This window comes from Enterobacter cloacae complex sp. 394I7 (assembly GCF_057320345.1).
Window position 1 is genome coordinate 1,855,591 of sequence record NZ_JBXWCR010000001.1, and the last position, 15,641, is coordinate 1,871,231.

The following is a 15,641-nucleotide window of genomic DNA, read 5'->3' on the forward strand; positions in this document are numbered from 1 at the left end:
GCTGTTTCCAGCAACCTTTTTTAAAGATAGTGCGTCTATTAACGCAGCAGGGACAGCATCGCCTGTGGAACCTGGTTTGCCTGAGACAGCACGGAAGTACCAGCCTGCTGCAGGATCTGCGCGCGGGACATGTTAGATACTTCAGTTGCGTAGTCAGCATCCTGGATACGAGACTGAGCAGCAGACAGGTTAGTGATAGAGTTGTTCAGGTTGTTAATGGTAGATTCGAAACGGTTCTGAATCGCACCCATGTTAGAACGAGCGGTATCAATTTTAGAGATAGCGTTGTCAGCTGCAGTGATGAACGCTTTAGCAGTGCTGTTATCGGTGATGGTACCGGTCAGGCCAGCGTCGAGGCTGGTTGCTTTAGCGTTGATCAGTGCGCCAGTGGTGATAGCGATGCTATCAGTTGCACCAGTACCTGCGCCAACCTGGATGTTCAGAGAAGCAGTCTGGCTACCGTCCAGCAGTTTTTTGCCGTTGAAGTTAGCAGCGCCAGCGATACGGTCGATTTCACCCAGACGCTGAGTAATTTCAGTGCTGATTGAGGTGTAGTCAGTGGTACCGTTAGTATCGTTCGCAGCCTGAACAGCCAGCTCACGGATACGCTGTAAGTTGGAGTTGATCTCGTTCAGGTTACCTTCAGCAGTCTGAACCAGAGAGATACCGTCGTTGGCGTTACGAGCAGCCTGAGTCATCCCTTTAATCTGAGAGTTCATACGGTTTGCAATCGCCTGACCCGCAGCATCATCTTTAGAGCTGTTGATACGCAGACCAGAAGACAGACGCTCAATAGCGGTGCCCAGAGAAGACTGAGATTTGTTCAGGTTGTTCTGAGTGGTCAGGGACAACAGGTTAGTATTGATAACTGACATAATTTTAATTCCTTCAAAAATGGTTTCTAGGGTCGGTGCCTAACACTCACGGCGTCTCTCACCGTCAACAAGGTTATCGACGCTCGAACAGCAGACTTTAGAAAATATCGAAGAAAATATTTAATTATTTGTTTTATAAAGGTTTATTTTACACTAAAGCGGCTGCAGAGTGCATGATGAATAAAAGATTAACGCAAAAAATCACCGTCTTATTCTCTTCGGTATATTTCTTCGTCATGCACCCTGTTGATTTAAAACGCGTCATTTAGGTCGCTTATTCAGCGATATATTTTTTAAGCTTGCCGTAAACTTTTCGTCGAACGGGCCGATAAACGACTGAAACATCCATTAAGAAGGAACACTACATGGCGACTATCAGTAATCTCGGGGTGGGCATGCCCGGCCTGTCAGATCTGTACGATAAGCTGCAGGCAGCAGAAGAAACAAAATTGACGGCTATTGCCAAGCAAAAAACCACCTACGACGCGCAGATTACCGGTTACGGCAAATTACAAAGCGCCCTGACGAATCTGCAAACCGCAGCTGCTAAGCTCGCAAAAACAGATACGTGGAACTCAACCTCCATTAGCAGCACCAATACTGCATTTTCGGCTATCAGCACCTCCGGCGCTAACGTTGGTGATGTGACAGTCAACGTCAGCAAGATTGCTAAAGGCCAGGTGCTGACGACCACGCCAGGCACTATCGACAGCAATACTAAGCAGTTAGGTGGCACCACGGGCACCAACAGCCGAACCATTACCATTACCCAGGCAGGCGCTGACAGTAAACCACTGACGGTAACCCTGGCCGATGGCGATACCTCCCTGAACGGGATCGCTAAAGCCATTAACGCTGCCAACGGCGGTGTCTCGGCAAGTGTGGTGAAAGCGGATGATGGCGACTATCGTCTGATGCTGACCTCCAAAACCACCGGTACCGATTCTGATATGACGGTAACAGTGACCGGCGACGATACGCTGAAAGGCATCATTGGCAGTGGCGCACTTACCGAACAGGTGAAATCACAAAATGCCGTCGTTAACGTCAACGGTATCCAGATTGTCCGCCAGACCAATACCATCACTGACGCCATTCCAGGGGTAACATTAACCCTGAAAGCACAGAGCACGGCCGATGAAACCCTGACCGTAACCCGCTCTACAGACGATAACAAAAAAGCCATTACAGAATGGGTAACTGCCTATAACTCTCTGCAGTCCACCATTGCCTCATTGACGAAATATGAGCCACCTGCGGTGGGTGCAACCGCCCAGTCTTCGAATAACGGCGTACTGATGGGTGACAGTACTATCCGCGGAGTACAATCCGATCTGCGTGCTTTATTGACCAATGTGCAGAGCGGTTCCTATGCCATTATGGCCCAACTTGGCATCACACAGGACCCGGTCAAAGGCGCGGACGGCGCGGTTGGCAACCTGAAAATTGATGATAAGAAATTAACCAAGATCCTCACGGATGACCCGGCTGGCGTGCAGGCCTATTTTGTCGGGGATGGTAAAACCACCGGTTTCGCCACCCAGATGAACAATACGCTGACTGACATGCTGAGCACCTCTGTAGGTAAAGAAGGCGTCATTCAGAATGCGAAGGACGGCATTAACGCCACGCTCAAATCCATCGGTAAACGTTATGACGCGATGGAGTTGACGATTGAAGCCACGATGGCGCGCTATAAAAAGCAATTTAACGATTTAGATAAGCTGGTCACAAAATTCAATGGCACGGCCACTTATTTGACCCAACAGTTCAGCAGTAAGTAAGAAAGGAAACGATATGTATAGCAAATCTGGTGTACAAGCCTATCAGCAGGTAGGTCTTGAATCTGCTGTCTTGAGTGCCAGCCCGCACCAGTTGGTTGTCATGTTGTTCGACGGTATCCATAGCGCGCTTATCCGGGCGCGCCTTTTCCTTGAGCAGGGGGACATCCCGGCAAAAGGAGAGGCCCTGTCTAAGGCCATTAATATTATCGAAAATGGCCTTAAGGCTGGGTTAAATATGGATGTGGGAGGAGAACTCCCCCGCAACCTTTCTGCGCTTTACGACTATATGGTACGCCGTTTGTTACATGCCAATCTACGCAATGACATCGAAGCTATTACCGAAGTCGAGGCTCTGCTGCTCAATATTTCCGACGCCTGGAAGCAAATCGGCCCGGGTTATACTCCCAAGCAGGATTAACTTTAATGAACGACTCCAGCTTATCCCTTAAAAAGTGGCATGCTCTTTATGCGCTTAGCAATACAATGCTGAGCCTTGCTCAATCCGGGAAATGGGATGAGCTCATCGAACAGGAGGTTGCATACGTTTCGCTGGTTGAAGAGATCAGCACGACTCCTTTTCCACCCGACAGCAAACACATCCAGGATCAGGCGATGGTGATACTGAATCAGGTGCTGCAGAATGAACTCCTCCTCAAGGATTTGTTGCAGGAAAGAATGAGTGAGTTGAGCGGTCTTATTGCCCAAACCAACAAGCAAAAAAACGTTAACGTTACCTACGGGAAGTTGTCAGGCAACATATTATTTCCCGGAGAGATGAATCATTAATTCACATTAGCGATTCTTGATCCATACTCCAGAAGTCTGCCAAACGGCTTCTGGAGCACGGACGATGAAAAACCCCACCCTGTTACAATGTTTTCACTGGTATTACCCTGCGGGCGGTGAATTGTGGCGAGAGGTCACGGCGTTAGCCCCCAATCTTAACGAAATCGGCATCAATATGATCTGGTTGCCGCCAGCCTGTAAAGGCGCATCCGGCGGGTACTCGGTCGGATACGACACTTACGATCTCTTCGACCTCGGTGAGTTTGACCAGAAAGGCAGCGTCGCCACCAAGTACGGTGACAAAGCTCAGCTGCTGGAGGCCATCGACGCACTCAAAAGTAATGAGATCGCCGTCCTCCTTGACGTGGTGGTTAACCACAAAATGGGCGCAGACGAGAAAGAACCCGTCCGCGTTCAGCGCGTCAACGAACAGGATCGCACGCAGATCGACGATGAGATCATTGAGTGTGAAGCCTGGACACGCTACACCTTCCCTGCCCGTGCCGGGCAATATTCGCAGTTTATCTGGGATTACAAATGCTTCAGCGGCGTCGACCATATTGAAAACCCCGATGAAGACGGCATTTTTAAAATCGTCAACGACTACACCGGTGAAGGCTGGAACGACCAGGTTGATGATGAGATGGGTAATTTTGATTACCTGATGGGCGAAAACATTGATTTTCGCAACCATGCCGTCACCGAGGAAATCAAGTACTGGGCCCGCTGGGTCATGGAACAAACTGGCTGTGACGGTTTTCGTCTGGACGCCGTCAAACACATTCCCGCCTGGTTTTATAAGGAGTGGATTGAGCACGTTCAGGAAGTCGCAACGCAACCGTTGTTTATCGTGGCGGAATACTGGTCCCACGAAGTGGATAAACTGCAGGCCTATATTGACCAGGTCGATGGCAAGACGATGCTGTTCGATGCCCCCCTGCAGATGAAATTCCACGAAGCATCGCGCCAGGGTCGGGAATACGACATGAGCCAAATCTTTACCGGCACCCTGGTCGAAGCCGATCCGTTCCATGCGGTAACTCTGGTTGCCAACCATGACACTCAGCCTTTGCAGGCACTGGAAGCGCCGGTTGAAGCGTGGTTTAAACCGCTGGCCTATGCCCTGATCCTGCTGCGTGAAAACGGAGTGCCCAGCGTCTTTTATCCGGATTTATTCGGTGCCAGCTATGACGATACGGGCGGTGACGGCGAAACCTACCATATTGATATGCCGGTCATCGAGCAGCTTCACGAGCTGATCCTCGCCCGCCAGCGTTTTGCCCACGGCGTGCAGACGCTGTTCTTCGATCACCCAAACTGTATCGCCTTCAGCCGCAGCGGCACCGAAGACGATCCTGGCTGTGTGGTGGTGATGTCGAATGGCGATGACGGCGAGAAAGTGATTTGTCTGGGTGAAAACTACGGCAACAAAACGTGGCGTGATTTTCTCGGCAATCGCGAAGAAACGGTCACTACCGCAGCGGATGGCGAAGGCACCTTTACCTGCAAAGGTGGAAGCGTCAGCGTGTGGGTGATTGAGGATGCGTTGTAGTTGTAAAAGCATCTGACGCGAATTGAATGCCGGGTCAGGCGAAGCTGCCACCCGGCAACATGCACTACGGAAGTTTACTCTCCAGCGGATTTTTGCTCAGATAATCTGCGCACTCTACCGTCGGACGATCGACCTTCTGTAGCTCCATACCATCATACTCAAGAACAGAGCCATCGCGCTCCAGCGGATAAATATCCAGCTTGCGGGTGACGTTATAATAACTGTCTGAACGCAGCATGATTTTACCCGGTACGGCGATCACGCGCTGCCACTGACGGCAGTCCAGCGTATCGCCCTCCTCCGTCACCACCAGCGTGGCAATCGCCTCTGGGCTCACCATTTTGCTCTGCGGCCCTTTTGACTGCCAGTACCCTGCCAGATGCGCCGGGACGGGGTGTTTGATCACTTCCTGATAGTTATCCACCTGAACGCACCCAGTCAGTGCCAGCAGCGCGCCAGCAATTGCTATTTTTTTCATCATCTTTCCTGCATTCGAAGAAAAAAATATTGTGGCATTAAAGCGCTTGGGCTGCCAGCGAAGATCGACGGGGCTTAAACCTGCATCCCCATCACTTCCTGATAAGCAGACACAAGCTTGTTACGCACCTGAATCCCCATCTGCAGGGAAACCGAGGCTTTTTGCAAATCGGTCATCACATCATTCAGTGCCACGCCCGGCTCGCCGAGGGTGAACTTCTCCGCCTGAGTACGTGCGGCGGTCTGGGTATCGCTGATACGGTCAAGCGCGGCGTGCAGTTGTCCTGCAAAACTGATGCTCGGTTGTTCTGCCACATTCTGATTACGGGCCGTCATCGCCGTTGCCTGCAACTGACTGATCACCCCTTCAATACCCTGTATAGCCATGACTCTCCCCTGAATGGTTTTTTACGGGGTCAAGACTAACAGCTTGTCAATAAGATAATGGCGGTAAATAGCGTGAAAAAACCAGGTTATTTGACGCATAGAAAATCCTGAATCATCAAATAATGGCAGGGCCATCAATATGGAACTTTTGTCGTGTTTGCCGACCCGGGAGTCAGTTTTGTTTCTCTACACGAATAACGTAAACCACCAGGATTTAAGAGGTGCGCAATGAGTGCAACAGCATCGACAGCGCCACAAAATAAATCACTCGAGTGGATGAACCGCCTTCGCGCGAATCCTAAAATCCCGTTGATCGTGGCAGGCGCTGCCGCAATTGCGATCCTTGTAGCGATGGTCTTGTGGGCGAAAAGCCCTGATTACCGCACGCTTTACAGTAACCTTTCCGATCAGGATGGCGGTGCCATCGTCACCCAGCTTACCCAGATGAACATCCCTTATCGCTTTGCGGATAACGGCGGTGCGCTGGAGGTACCGGCTGATAAGGTGCACGAACTTCGTCTGCGCCTGGCGCAACAGGGACTGCCAAAGGGCGGTGCGGTAGGTTTTGAACTGCTGGATCAGGAAAAATTCGGTATCAGCCAGTTCAGCGAGCAGGTGAACTACCAGCGTGCGCTGGAAGGTGAGCTGGCCCGTACGATTGAAACATTGGGTCCGGTGAAGAGTGCCCGTGTGCACCTGGCCATGCCTAAGCCCTCCCTGTTTGTCCGCGAGCAGAAATCCCCGTCGGCCTCAGTCACCGTTAACCTCCAGCCTGGCCGTGCAATGGATGAAGGACAAATCAGCGCGGTGACCCATCTGGTCTCCAGCGCCGTTGCCGGTCTCCCGCCGGGTAACGTGACGCTGGTTGATCAAAGTGGTCATCTGCTGACCCAGTCCAATACCGCAGGCCGCGATCTGAATGACGCGCAGCTGAAATATGCCGCGGATGTGGAAGGTCGCGTGCAGCGTCGCATCGAAGCCATCCTTGGCCCGGTCGTGGGTAACAGCAACGTGCATGCGCAGGTTACCGCGCAGATTGACTTCTCTAATAAAGAACAGACCGAAGAGCAATACAGCCCGAATGGCAACCCGGCTCAGGCGGTAATGCGCTCTCGTCAGGTCAATGAAAACGAACAGGTTGGCGGCGCATACCCAGGCGGTGTGCCGGGCGCACTGTCTAACCAGCCAGCACCGGCTAACGCGGCGCCAATCTCAACGCCACCGGCTAATCAGCAGAACGGTCAGCAAACGAATCAGCAGACCACATCAACAGCCAGCACCGCCGGTCCGCGTACCAGCAGTCGTAACGAAACCACCAACTACGAAGTGGACCGTACTATCCGCCACACCAAACTGAACGTGGGCGATGTACAGCGTCTGTCGGTTGCGGTGGTGGTGAACTACAAGACGCTGGCGGATGGCAAGCCGTTGCCGTTGACCGCCGAGCAGATGAAACAGATTGAAGACCTGACCCGTGAAGCGATGGGTTACTCCGAGAAGCGCGGCGACACGCTCAACGTGGTGAACTCACCGTTCAACTCGGTTGAAGAGTCAGGTGGCGAACTGCCGTTCTGGCAACAGCAGGCGTTTATCGATCAGCTGCTGTCCGCAGGTCGCTGGCTGCTGGTTCTGATTGTCGCGTGGCTGCTGTGGCGTAAGGGCATTCGTCCTCAGCTCCAGCGTCGTGCTGAAGCTGAAAAAGCGGCGCGCGAACAGGTCAGTACCCGTCAGGAAGTGGAAGATGCGGTTGAAGTTCGCCTCAGCAAAGACGAACAGATGCAGCAACGCCGTGCTAACCAGCGTATGGGCGCCGAGGTCATGAGCCAGCGCATTCGCGAAATGTCAGATAACGATCCGCGCGTCGTGGCGCTGGTCATCCGCCAGTGGATGGGTAACGAACATGAGTAACACGCTTTCAGGCACCGATAAAAGCGTCATCCTGCTGATGACCATTGGCGAAGACCGTGCGGCCGAGGTGTTCAAACACCTCTCGCAACGCGAAGTACAGATTCTCAGTGCGGCAATGGCAAACGTACGCCAGATCTCTAACAAACAGCTGACGGAAGTGCTGTCTGAATTTGAGCAGGAAGCCGAACAGTTTGCCGCGCTCAACGTCAACGCCAACGACTATCTGCGCTCCGTGCTGGTCAAGGCGCTGGGCGAAGAGCGTGCTGCCAGCCTGCTGGAAGACATTCTGGAAACGCGCGATACCGCCAGCGGTATCGAGACGCTCAACTTTATGGAGCCGCAGAGTGCCGCCGACCTTATCCGCGACGAGCACCCGCAGATTATCGCCACCATTCTTGTCCACCTCAAACGTGGCCAGGCGGCCGATATTCTGGCGTTGTTCGAAGAGCGCCTGCGTCACGATGTGATGCTGCGTATCGCGACCTTCGGTGGTGTCCAGCCAGCCGCGCTGGCGGAGCTGACCGAAGTGCTGAACAACCTGCTCGATGGCCAGAACCTCAAGCGCAGCAAAATGGGCGGCGTGAGAACGGCGGCAGAGATCATCAACCTGATGAAAACGCAGCAGGAAGAAGCGGTCATTACCGCCGTTCGCGAATTCGACGGCGAGCTGGCACAGAAAATTATCGACGAGATGTTCCTGTTCGAAAACCTGGTCGAAGTGGACGATCGCAGCATCCAGCGCCTCCTCCAGGAAGTGGACTCCGAGTCGCTGCTTATCGCCCTCAAAGGTGCCGAGCAGCCGCTGCGCGAGAAGTTCCTGCGCAACATGTCTCAGCGTGCGGCAGATATCCTGCGCGACGACCTTGCCAACCGTGGCCCGGTCCGTCTGTCTCAGGTGGAAAACGAACAGAAAGCCATCCTGCTTATCGTTCGTCGTCTGGCGGAAACCGGCGAGATGGTGATTGGCAGCGGAGACGACACCTATGTCTAATGAACTGCCGTGGAAGCGCTGGACGCCCGACGATCTGGCGCCTCCCCTGTCAGAGTTCACACCCGCCGTGCTGTCGCCCGAAGAGGGCTACCCGGATGTCGAGCAGCCTGAGCTGAGCGAAGAAGAGCAGCGCGCGCAGATGCTGGCCCAGTTGCAGATGCAGGCCCATGAGCAGGGCTACACGGCTGGCCTGAACGAAGGACGTCAGAAAGGCCACGATCAGGGGTATCAGGAAGGTCTGGCCAAAGGGTTAGAACACGGCATTGAACAGGCGCGCCAGCAACAGGCTCCGCTTCACGCCCGTATGCAGCAGTTGGTCAGCGAGTTTCAGCACACGCTGGATGCGCTGGACAGCGTCATTGCCTCAAGGCTGATGCAGATGGCGCTGGAAGCCGCCCGTCAGGTGATCGGCCACGCGCCGGCGGTGGACAACACCGCGCTGATTAAACAAATTCAGGGTCTGCTTCAGCAGGAGCCGCTGTTCAGTGGGAAACCGCAGCTGCGCGTTCATCCGGACGACCTCCAGCGCGTGGAAGAGAGTCTGGGCGCGACGCTGAGCCTGCACGGCTGGCGTCTGCGCGGCGACCCGTCGTTGCATCACGGAGGCTGCAAGGTCTCTGCCGATGAAGGTGACCTGGATGCCAGCGTTGCGACCCGCTGGCAGGAACTGTGCCGCCTGGCAGCACCGGGAGTCGTCTGATGACTGCACGCCTCACCCGCTGGCTCAACACGCTCGATAATTTTGAAGCGAAGATGACGCAGCTGCCGTCCGTTCGCCGTTACGGACGACTCACGCGGGCCACCGGCCTGGTGCTGGAAGCCACTGGCCTGCAGCTTCCGCTGGGAGCCACCTGCGTGATTGAGCGTCAGGATGGACAAGAGACGCGTGAAGTTGAGAGCGAAGTCGTCGGCTTTAACGGCCAGCGCCTGTTCCTGATGCCCCTTGAAGAAGTTGAAGGCATTCTGCCCGGTGCGCGCGTGTATGCGAAAAACATCAGCGGCGATGGACTGCAAAGCGGGAAACAGCTCCCGCTTGGCCCTGCCCTGCTTGGCCGCGTTCTGGACGGAAGCGGTAAACCGCTGGACGGCCTGCCCTCACCGGACACCACCGAAACCGGCGCGCTGATCACCCAGCCGTTTAACCCCCTTCAGCGTACCGCCATCGAACATGTCCTCGACACCGGCGTGCGCCCGATTAACGCCCTGCTGACCGTAGGCCGCGGGCAGCGTATGGGCCTGTTTGCCGGCTCAGGGGTGGGTAAATCCGTCCTGCTTGGCATGATGGCACGCTACACCCAGGCCGATGTCATCGTCGTGGGTCTGATCGGTGAACGTGGTCGCGAAGTAAAAGACTTTATTGAAAACATTCTCGGTGCAGAAGGCCGTGCCCGCTCGGTGGTCATCGCCGCACCGGCGGATGTCTCACCGTTACTGCGTATGCAGGGTGCTGCGTATGCCACCCGTATCGCGGAAGATTTCCGTGACCGCGGCCAGCACGTGCTGCTGATTATGGACTCCCTGACCCGCTATGCGATGGCGCAGCGTGAAATCGCTCTCGCCATCGGAGAACCTCCGGCGACCAAAGGTTATCCGCCTTCGGTCTTTGCCAAGCTCCCGGCGCTGGTCGAACGTGCAGGAAACGGCATCAGCGGCGGCGGCTCAATCACCGCTTTTTATACGGTTCTGACCGAAGGCGATGACCAGCAGGACCCTATTGCCGACTCCGCGCGAGCGATCCTCGACGGTCATATTGTGTTATCGCGCCGTCTGGCCGAAGCCGGTCACTACCCGGCAATTGATATCGAAGCATCAATCAGCCGTGCAATGACGGCATTGATTACAGAGAAGCACTACGCCCGCGTGCGTAACTTCAAACAACTCCTCTCCAGCTTCCAGCGCAACCGCGATCTGGTGAGCGTGGGGGCGTATGCCAAAGGCAGCGACCCGATGCTCGACAAAGCGATTAGCCTGTGGCCGCAGCTGGAGGCGTTTCTGCAACAAGGTATTTTTGAACGCGCCGACTGGGAAGACTCACTCCAGGCACTGGAGCTGATTTTCCCGCAGGTGTAACACAGGTGGAGGGCGAAGGTCATGGCGCAAAACAGCGCGTTATCAACGCTGAAAGATCTGGCTGAGAAAGAAGTTGATGATGCCGCATTGCAGCTCGGCGCAATGCGACGCGGGTGCCAGCAGGCTGAAGAGCAGTTGAAGATGTTAATCGACTATCAGCATGAATATCGCACCAACCTCAATACCGATATGACACAGGGCATTGGAAGCCAGCGCTGGATTAACTATCAGCAGTTTATTCAGACACTGGAAAAGGCGATTGAACAGCATCGCCAGCAGCTTAACCAGTGGACCCAGAAAGTCGACACCGCGCTAAATTTCTGGCGCGAGAAAAAGCAGCGACTGCAGGCCTGGCAGACCTTACAGGACCGACAGATCGCGGCAACGACCCTGGCGGAAAACCGTCTGGATCAGAAGAAAATGGATGAGTTTGCCCAGCGCGCATCAATGAGGAAACCGGAATGATCACATTGCAACAACTGCTGATGACCGACAGCGACCTGTCGGGCGGCATGCAAACAGGGAAAGGCACCGACGGTGCACAAGACTTTCTTTCTCTGCTGGCAGGCGCCCTGACTGACGCAACAGGCCAGGGCAACGATGCGCCGCTGACGCTGGCTGACCTGAAAGCAGCCGGCAGTAAGCTGTCAAAAGTTGCTCAGGAAGCCGGGGGAGAGAACACCCTGCAGGACAAAATAGCCAACCTGCTCTCGCGTCAGCCAGCCCTGACAGGCGATGAACCGACAGCAGCCACCCCGCTGGAAACCCTCGTTTCCGGGCTGGTGCCGGTTTCAAAAGGTGATGCCCTGAAGACCCTGAGCGCGGTGAAAACGCAGGATGACAGCAAAAGCGAGCTGAGCGAAGAAGAGCTGGCAGGGTTGAGCGCGCTGATGGCGATGCTGCCCCACCAGCAGGCGGCAACGCCGGTGGCCTCTGGCGCGACAGGCAATGGCGTGACGGCGAAATCAACGCTGAACGCTGCCGCGCTTTCGCAAAATGGTGTAGGTCAACAGTCCATGAGCACCCTGCTGTCGGGCCATGAAAAAGTGCAACAAGCGTCGACTTATCAGGCGCAGGCGCAAAACGCGGATCCGTCTCAACCGGTCAACGCACCGGCGACCCCGATCGTGGCCGCCGCCGCTGAGAAGCAGGATCTCGCCAGTTCATCCTCTTCAACAGCCCCGACCGCAACGCTTGCGCCCGTCATTTCCAGCAACGTCACAAGCCACGCTGCCGCAACCGTTGCCACGGCACCGGTATTGAGCCAGCCGCTGGGAACCCAGGAGTGGCAGCAATCCCTGAGTCAGCACATTACGTTGTTCACGAAACAGGGCCAGCAGACCGCAGAGTTGCGTCTGCACCCGGAAGATCTGGGCCAGGTCCAGATTACCCTGAAACTGGATGATAACCAGGCACAGCTGCAAATGGTGTCGGCGCACAGCCACGTGCGTGCTGCCCTGGAAGCTGCACTGCCGGTCCTGCGCACGTCGCTTGCTGAGAGTGGCATTCAGCTCGCGCAAAGCAGTGTCAGCAGCGAGAGCTTTGCCGGACAGCAGCAGTCCTCCTCTCAACAGCAGCAACAGGCTTCACGTTCCGGTAATACCGGCGGTTTTAATGAGGAGAGCGATGAGTTACTGCCTGCCCCTGCCGCCCTGCAATCCGCGGCGCGTGGCAACAGTGCCGTAGACATCTTTGCCTAAACGCCAGAGGTAGCGTGATTATCCCCGTCTTTTCCACGCTTTGACGACAGCAGGACACGGGATAATCACCTTATTAAGCTGTACCGAAACAGGAAGCTCGTATCAGATGACTGACTCCGCGATCACCAAAAAAAGCAAGCGTTCCATCTGGATCCCGCTGCTGGTGTTAATCACGCTCGCCGCCTGCGCTACCGCGGGCTATAGTTACTGGCGTATGCAGCAGGAACCTTCTACCGCTGCGGCCAAAGCCGAACCGCCTCCTCCGCCGGCACCGGTATTCTTCCCACTGGATACCTTCACCGTGAATCTGGGTGATGCGGATCGTGTGCTGTATGTGGGTATTACGTTACGCCTGAAAGATGAAGCCACGCGTGCGCGCCTGAATGATTATCTTCCTGAAGTGCGTAGCCGTCTGCTGCTGCTGTTCTCTCGTCAGGACGCCTCAACGCTTGCTACCGATGACGGTAAGCAAAAGCTGGTCGACGCCATTAAACAGACGCTGGCGACCCCGCTGGTAAACGGTCAACCCAAGCAGGAAGTCACTGACGTTCTGTATACAGCCTTCATACTGCGGTAACGACATGGGCGACAGTATTCTTTCTCAGGCAGAAATCGACGCGCTTCTTAACGGCGACAGCGATAAGAACGATGATCCGCAACCGGGTATTGGCGGCGATAGCGATATTCGTCCTTATGATCCCAATACCCAGCGCCGCGTAGTACGTGAACGTCTGCAGGCGCTGGAGATCATTAACGAACGCTTTGCACGTCAGTTCCGTATGGGGCTGTTTAACCTGCTGCGTCGTAGCCCGGATATCACGGTCGGTGCGATCCGTATTCAGCCGTATCATGAGTTTGCCCGCAACCTGCCGGTGCCAACGAACCTTAACCTGATCCACCTGAAACCGCTGCGCGGCACAGGTCTGGTGGTGTTTTCGCCAAGCCTGGTGTTCATTGCGGTGGATAACCTGTTTGGTGGCGACGGGCGTTTCCCGACCAAAGTGGAAGGGCGTGAATTTACCCACACCGAGCAGCGCGTCATCAACCGCATGCTGAAGCTGGCGCTGGAATCTTACAGCGACGCGTGGAAAGCGATTAACCCGCTGGAAGTGGAGTACGTACGTTCTGAGATGCAGGTGAAATTTACCAATATCACCACCTCCCCGAACGATATCGTCGTGAATACCCCGTTCCATGTGGAGATCGGTAACCTGACCGGTGAGTTCAACATCTGCCTGCCGTTCAGCATGATCGAACCGCTGCGTGAACTGCTGGTCAACCCGCCGCTTGAGAACTCACGCAACGAAGATCAGAACTGGCGTGAAAACCTGGTGCGTCAGGTTCAGCATTCTCAGCTTGAGCTGGTGGCGAGCTTCGCGGATATCCCGCTGCGCTTATCCCAGATCCTGAAATTACAACCCGGCGATGTTTTGCCGATAGAAAAACCCGACCGCATTATTGCCCATGTGGATGGTGTCCCCGTGCTGACAAGTCAGTACGGCACAATTAACGGTCAGTATGCGTTACGCGTTGAGCACTTGATCAACCCGATATTGAATTCGCTGAATGAGGAACAGCCCAAATGAGTGACATGAACAATCCGTCCGATGAAAACAGCGGAGCACTGGACGATCTGTGGGCTGACGCGTTAAACGAGCAAAAAACGACTCCGGCCAAAAGTGCAGCGGATGCTGTGTTCCAGCAGCTCGGCGGCGGCGATGTCAGCGGTACGCTGCAGGATATTGATCTGATTATGGATATCCCGGTTAAGCTGACCGTGGAACTGGGCCGCACCCGCATGACCATTAAAGAGCTGCTGCGTCTGACGCAGGGTTCCGTGGTGGCCCTTGACGGTCTCGCCGGCGAACCGCTGGATATTCTGATCAACGGTTATCTCATTGCCCAGGGTGAAGTCGTGGTGGTTGCCGATAAATACGGCGTGCGCATCACCGACATTATTACGCCATCTGAACGTATGCGTCGTCTGAGCCGTTAAGCATGAAAACCCAGGCAACAATATCACAGCCCTCTGCCGTTCCCGGCTCTCCGCTGCTCCAGGTGAGTGGCGCGTTGCTCGGTATTATTGCCTTTATTCTTATCGCCGCATGGCTGGCGAAGCGCTTCGGCCTGGCGGGTAAAACCGCCGGTACCCGCGGTCTGAAGGTCAGCGCCAGCACGACACTGGGGCCACGCGAGCGCGTGGTCGTTGTCGATGTGGAAGATGCACGGCTGGTGCTGGGCGTGACTGCCTCCAGCATCAACGTCTTGCATAAACTGCCGCCAGCCCCGGCAACGGGTGACGAGCGCGCAGAAGTCCCTGCGGATTTTCAGTCCGTCATGAAGAGTTTGCTTAAGCGTTCCGGGAGATCCTGATGCGCCGTTTGTTATCCCTTACGCTTGCGGGCGTCGGCCTGTTTGCCCCTGCGGTTTATGCACAACTGCCCGGTCTGGTCTCAACCCCTCTTGCAGGCGGCGGGCAAAGCTGGTCGCTGCCGGTGCAGACGCTGGTTTTCATCACCTCGCTGACGTTTATTCCGGCGATCCTGCTGATGATGACCAGCTTCACCCGAATCATCATCGTCTTTGGTCTGTTGCGCAATGCGCTGGGCACCCCGTCCGCGCCGCCTAACCAGGTACTGCTGGGTCTGGCGCTGTTTTTAACCTTTTTCATTATGTCGCCGGTTATCGACAAGATTTATACCGACGCATACCAGCCGTTTAGCGAAGATAAAATCTCCATGCAGGAGGCGCTCGATAAAGGGGCTCAGCCGCTGCGGGAGTTCATGCTCCGCCAGACCCGGGAGGCGGACCTGGCACTCTTCGCCCGCCTGTCCAATACCGGCGAGCTTCAGGGACCGGAAGCCGTTCCGATGCGTATTCTGCTGCCTGCGTATGTCACCAGTGAGCTGAAAACGGCCTTTCAGATTGGCTTTACCATCTTTATTCCGTTCCTGATTATCGATCTGGTGATCGCCAGCGTTCTGATGGCGCTCGGGATGATGATGGTGCCCCCGGCCACCATTGCCCTACCCTTTAAGATCATGCTCTTTGTCCTGGTCGATGGCTGGCAACTGCTGGTCAGTTCGCTGGCGCAGAGTTTCTACAGTTAAG

18 protein-coding genes are annotated in these 15,641 nt (G+C 55.2%); 15 read left to right on the forward strand and 3 right to left on the reverse strand.

Annotation, left to right across the window (positions count from 1 at the left end; genetic code table 11):
* Positions 1–38 precede the first annotated feature (38 nt).
* Entirely contained in the window at positions 39–875 is an 837-nt protein-coding gene (locus tag AC2FAP_RS09060) for a flagellin N-terminal helical domain-containing protein (RefSeq protein ID WP_063215596.1), read from the reverse strand.
* 365 nt (positions 876–1,240) lie between these two features.
* Here AC2FAP_RS09060 and fliD point away from each other — a divergent pair, with 365 nt between their 5' ends.
* The 4 genes from fliD to amyA all read left to right on the forward strand — a co-directional run bounded on the left by fliD (position 1,241) and on the right by amyA (position 4,997).
* On the forward strand, positions 1,241–2,659 hold the full coding sequence (gene fliD / locus AC2FAP_RS09065) for a flagellar filament capping protein FliD (protein WP_044856850.1): 1,419 nt from the start codon (positions 1,241–1,243) through the stop codon (positions 2,657–2,659).
* Between the two features lie 13 nt (positions 2,660–2,672).
* A complete protein-coding gene (gene fliS / locus AC2FAP_RS09070; RefSeq protein WP_014170724.1) occupies positions 2,673–3,077 on the forward strand; it encodes a flagellar export chaperone FliS in 405 nt (134 codons plus the stop codon).
* A gap of 5 nt (positions 3,078–3,082) precedes the next feature.
* Positions 3,083–3,445: a flagella biosynthesis regulatory protein FliT gene (gene fliT / locus AC2FAP_RS09075; RefSeq protein WP_014170725.1), complete on the forward strand. Its 363-nt coding sequence runs from the start codon at positions 3,083–3,085 to the stop codon at positions 3,443–3,445.
* 64 nt (positions 3,446–3,509) lie between these two features.
* The gene (amyA, locus tag AC2FAP_RS09080) at positions 3,510–4,997 is read left to right on the forward strand and encodes an alpha-amylase (RefSeq protein ID WP_020883341.1); all 1,488 of its coding nucleotides are present in this window, start codon (positions 3,510–3,512) and stop codon (positions 4,995–4,997) included.
* Between the two features lie 64 nt (positions 4,998–5,061).
* Here the strand turns inward: amyA and yedD are convergent, their stop codons facing one another.
* Together yedD and fliE are read right to left on the reverse strand one after the other, a co-directional pair.
* The gene (yedD, locus tag AC2FAP_RS09085; RefSeq protein WP_020883340.1) at positions 5,062–5,475 is read right to left on the reverse strand and encodes a lipoprotein YedD; all 414 of its coding nucleotides are present in this window, start codon (positions 5,473–5,475) and stop codon (positions 5,062–5,064) included.
* A 74-nt stretch (positions 5,476–5,549) separates the two neighbouring features.
* A complete protein-coding gene (fliE, locus tag AC2FAP_RS09090; RefSeq protein ID WP_014170728.1) occupies positions 5,550–5,861 on the reverse strand; it encodes a flagellar hook-basal body complex protein FliE in 312 nt (103 codons plus the stop codon).
* 228 nt (positions 5,862–6,089) lie between these two features.
* Here fliE and fliF point away from each other — a divergent pair, with 228 nt between their 5' ends.
* The 11 genes from fliF to fliP all read left to right on the forward strand — a co-directional run bounded on the left by fliF (position 6,090) and on the right by fliP (position 15,640).
* Positions 6,090–7,769 carry a flagellar basal-body MS-ring/collar protein FliF gene (gene fliF, locus AC2FAP_RS09095; protein ID WP_014170729.1) on the forward strand — a complete coding sequence of 560 codons (1,680 nt, stop codon included), beginning with the start codon at positions 6,090–6,092 and terminating at the stop codon, positions 7,767–7,769.
* Complete coding sequence (gene fliG / locus AC2FAP_RS09100; protein WP_014170730.1) at positions 7,762–8,760, forward strand: flagellar motor switch protein FliG; 999 nt, start codon at positions 7,762–7,764, stop codon at positions 8,758–8,760. The genes fliF and fliG overlap by 8 nt, the downstream gene beginning before the upstream one ends.
* Positions 8,753–9,460, forward strand: coding sequence for a flagellar assembly protein FliH (fliH, locus tag AC2FAP_RS09105; RefSeq protein ID WP_079231917.1), 708 nt, complete (start codon positions 8,753–8,755; stop codon positions 9,458–9,460). Before fliG ends, fliH begins: the two co-directional genes overlap by 8 nt.
* Positions 9,460–10,830 (forward strand): flagellar protein export ATPase FliI, encoded by a 1,371-nt coding sequence (fliI, locus tag AC2FAP_RS09110; protein WP_032678467.1) that lies wholly within the window; start codon positions 9,460–9,462, stop codon positions 10,828–10,830. Before fliH ends, fliI begins: the two co-directional genes overlap by 1 nt.
* A gap of 21 nt (positions 10,831–10,851) precedes the next feature.
* On the forward strand, positions 10,852–11,295 hold the full coding sequence (gene fliJ / locus AC2FAP_RS09115) for a flagellar export protein FliJ (protein ID WP_014170734.1): 444 nt from the start codon (positions 10,852–10,854) through the stop codon (positions 11,293–11,295).
* Positions 11,292–12,530, forward strand: a complete 1,239-nt coding sequence (gene fliK, locus AC2FAP_RS09120; RefSeq protein WP_032680682.1) for a flagellar hook length control protein FliK — start codon at positions 11,292–11,294, stop codon at positions 12,528–12,530. The genes fliJ and fliK overlap by 4 nt, the downstream gene beginning before the upstream one ends.
* 106 nt (positions 12,531–12,636) lie before the next feature.
* Positions 12,637–13,107: a flagellar basal body-associated protein FliL gene (gene fliL / locus AC2FAP_RS09125; RefSeq protein WP_020883336.1), complete on the forward strand. Its 471-nt coding sequence runs from the start codon at positions 12,637–12,639 to the stop codon at positions 13,105–13,107.
* 4 nt (positions 13,108–13,111) lie between these two features.
* Positions 13,112–14,116, forward strand: a complete 1,005-nt coding sequence (gene fliM, locus AC2FAP_RS09130) for a flagellar motor switch protein FliM (RefSeq protein WP_014170737.1) — start codon at positions 13,112–13,114, stop codon at positions 14,114–14,116.
* Entirely contained in the window at positions 14,113–14,526 is a 414-nt protein-coding gene (fliN, locus tag AC2FAP_RS09135; RefSeq protein ID WP_014170738.1) for a flagellar motor switch protein FliN, read from the forward strand. Before fliM ends, fliN begins: the two co-directional genes overlap by 4 nt.
* 2 nt (positions 14,527–14,528) lie before the next feature.
* On the forward strand, positions 14,529–14,903 hold the full coding sequence (gene fliO, locus AC2FAP_RS09140) for a flagellar biosynthetic protein FliO (protein ID WP_025203802.1): 375 nt from the start codon (positions 14,529–14,531) through the stop codon (positions 14,901–14,903).
* The gene (fliP, locus tag AC2FAP_RS09145; protein WP_008500316.1) at positions 14,903–15,640 is read left to right on the forward strand and encodes a flagellar type III secretion system pore protein FliP; all 738 of its coding nucleotides are present in this window, start codon (positions 14,903–14,905) and stop codon (positions 15,638–15,640) included. Before fliO ends, fliP begins: the two co-directional genes overlap by 1 nt.
* The last annotated feature ends 1 nt before the right edge of the window (position 15,641 follow it).